Origin of the sequence: Sulfitobacter sp., assembly GCF_041552635.1 — a bacterium.
Taxonomy (GTDB): domain Bacteria; phylum Pseudomonadota; class Alphaproteobacteria; order Rhodobacterales; family Rhodobacteraceae; genus Sulfitobacter.
In genome coordinates this window covers 1-2,745 of sequence record NZ_JBFEKM010000298.1, presented here as the reverse complement: position 1 = coordinate 2,745, position 2,745 = coordinate 1, and the positions used below count along the sequence as shown (strand labels likewise).

Annotated in this window: 3 protein-coding genes; all 3 read right to left on the bottom strand. The window is 57.5% G+C overall.

What is annotated here, in order from left to right; all coding sequences use genetic code 11:
- Window positions 1-456, bottom strand: a 456-nt coding sequence (locus tag ABYT07_RS20300; RefSeq protein WP_372993819.1) for an AAA family ATPase, incomplete at its 3' end; no start/stop codon positions are given.
- 48 nt (window positions 457-504) lie between these two features.
- Window positions 505-1,677 (bottom strand): amidohydrolase, encoded by a 1,173-nt coding sequence (locus ABYT07_RS20295; protein ID WP_372993817.1) that lies wholly within the window; start codon window positions 1,675-1,677, stop codon window positions 505-507.
- 3 nt (window positions 1,678-1,680) lie between these two features.
- Complete coding sequence (locus ABYT07_RS20290; protein ID WP_372993818.1) at window positions 1,681-2,736, bottom strand: ornithine cyclodeaminase; 1,056 nt, start codon at window positions 2,734-2,736, stop codon at window positions 1,681-1,683.
- Between the last annotated feature and the right edge of the window lie 9 nt (window positions 2,737-2,745).

The window sequence follows — 2,745 nt, the reverse complement described above, 5'->3', positions numbered from 1 at the left end:
AGGCGCAAGATCGAGATCCAGATCCAGAGCGCTTGCACCCAGCTCGATCTCGCAGATACGTTTGATCCCCGCGCGGTCGGGGTTCTCAAGCGCCGTATGCCGATCAAAACGCCCGGGGCGAATAATTGCAGGATCCACGTTCTCTGGCAGATTTGTTGCGCCCAGAACGATGACACCAGCAGTGTTATTAAGCTTTGTGAGGTGTTCGAGCAGGGCGTTGACGATGCCTGCGACATAGCCGGAGTGCCGGTGGGAGACAGATAGTTTGGAAAACGAATCCAGTTCATCGATGAAGAAAACGCAGGGTGCGCAAGTGATTGCTTTTTCCACACTCTCGGACAATGTCCGAAGAAAATCGCCCTGATGGCCCGCTTTCTGACAGATGCCGTAGCTGGTGGCGATGAGCGGGATACCGGCGGAGCCAGCGAGCGCTTGGGCAAGAAGTGTTCCCGCAATCTGATAAAGTGAAAAAGGGGCAGCACCTTTAACAAAGCCACCCTTTATCTATTCCTTATCGTAACACAGGTTTTTGAGCGCCCTGACAAAAACCCGCGCCCCGACCCCGATCAGATCATCTGGGAAATTGAAGTCAGGATTGTGCAGGTTGGCGCAGTTTGTGCCAGAGCCCAGAAGGAACATCGCCGATTTGGACGAGGTGCGGAAGCGGCCGAAATCCTCTGATCCGCGCATCGGAAACTCCGCCCGCGCCATTGGGATACCTTCCGCTTCAAGCGCGTCTGACAAAAGCTGTGTGGCCTCTTCTTCGTTTTCACAGTGATTGAAGATGTCATCATAGGATATGTCGTGATGCAACCCGCTGGCGTTTGCGGCCTGTGTAACCAGCGCTTCGGCTTGCGCGACAAGTGTGTTCATGGCCCCGTCTTTTTGCGTGCGAAGCGTCACCCAGATTTCCGCAGCACCAGGGGCAATGCCAAAGGCCTGCTCACCCAGATGCGCATGTGTCACAGTGACAAGGGCGAATTCAGGATCAGCTGCGTCATCCCCAAGCCCGAGTGCGGGCAGGCTGGTCAGGAGGCTGGCAAGGGCCGGCGCGGGGGAGAGGCCGTTTTCAGGTTGTGATGCATGTGCGGTGCGGCCCGTCAGGCGCACGCGCATGCCCCGCGAGGCGCAGTTCATCGGCCCTGCAGTCAGAGCGGCGTGCCCCAGCGGTACACCGGGAAAATTGTGCAGGGCAAAAGAATAATCCGGTGTGATCGTGCCGTAACGTGGATCGTCGATGATCTTTTGCGCACCTGACCCGTCCTCTTCGGCGGGTTGGAACATCAAGATGACCCGCCCTCGGTCAGGCCGGTTGCGGCCCAGCCAGCGGGCGGTTGCGGCGATGATTGTCATATGTCCGTCATGGCCACACAAATGTCCCTTGCCAGCTACTGTCGAGCGGTAGAGTAGATCAGGGTTCAACTCTTCAATCGGCAGGCCGTCCAACTCGCACCGCAGCAGAACGGCGGGGCCCTCCCTGCCACTTTCATAAACTGCAGCGACACCGTGACCGCCCAAACCGGTTATGATCTCGTCTGGTGTGGTTGCCTTCAGCATGTCGACAACACGGCGTGCGGTCTCGATTTCCTCGCCCGATAGTTCGGGATGGCGGTGCAATTCGCGCCGCCACTCGGTCAACTCGGCGATATCGCTGTTGGTCAGGAAAGCATCGGTCATGGTTTATTCCGCCGCCATCTTGGCCTGTTTGCGCATGACCATCCCGAACAAATCGCGTGGATCGTCAGGATCAGCCAAAAGATCAAGGTTTGTAAAATAGGGCCGCGTTTTCAGTTGCTCGCGCACATAGCGCAGCGCGCTGAAATCCTCGGTGGCAAAGCCTACGCTGTCGAACAAGGTGATCTGACGGTCAGAGGTGCGGCCCGCTGCCTGACCGTTGATGACCTGCCACATCTCGGTGACGGGGTGGTCGGGGTCGAGCTGCTGGATCTCGCCCTCGATTCGTGTCTGCTCGGGGAATTCAACGAAAATGTCGGAACGTAATAGGATATCGCGGTGCAGCTCTGTCTTACCCGGACAGTCGCCACCGATGGCGTTGATATGCACGCCAGCACCGACCATATTGTCGGTCAGAATTGTGGCGTATTGTTTGTCAGCGGTACAAGTGGTGATGATTTCAGCGCCATGAACCGCGTCTTCCGGGGTTTTGCACGCCACAACTTCCAGACCGCTGTTTTTCAGATTTCTCATCGCCTTTGCGGTCGCTTTGGCGTCAATATCGTACATCTGCACACGGGTGATGCCACAGACGGCTTTGAACGCCAGCGACTGGAATTCCGATTGTGCGCCGTTGCCGATCATCGCCATGGTTTTGGCACCCTTCGGCATCAGGTGTTTGGCCACCATCGCCGATGTGGCCGCCGTCCGCAGCGCTGTCAGCAATGTCATCTCCGACAGCAGCAGAGGGTAGCCATTCGCTACATCTGCCAGAACGCCGAAAGCTGTGACCGTCTGGCGCCCGCTATGCGTATTTCCGGGGTGGCCGTTTACGTATTTGAAGCCATAGGCCTCACCGTCCGATGTTGGCATCAACTCGATCACGCCTTGCTCCGAATGCGCAGCGACACGCGGTGTCTTGTCGAACATCTCCCAGCGGCGGAAGTCGGTCTCGATCTCGTCGGCCAGTTCGCTAAGCATCTGCTCCACGCCGATGTCGATCACAAGCTTCATCATATCATCAACACTCACGAACGGGACGAGGCTGAACGGGCCGGGCAGATGGGTTGT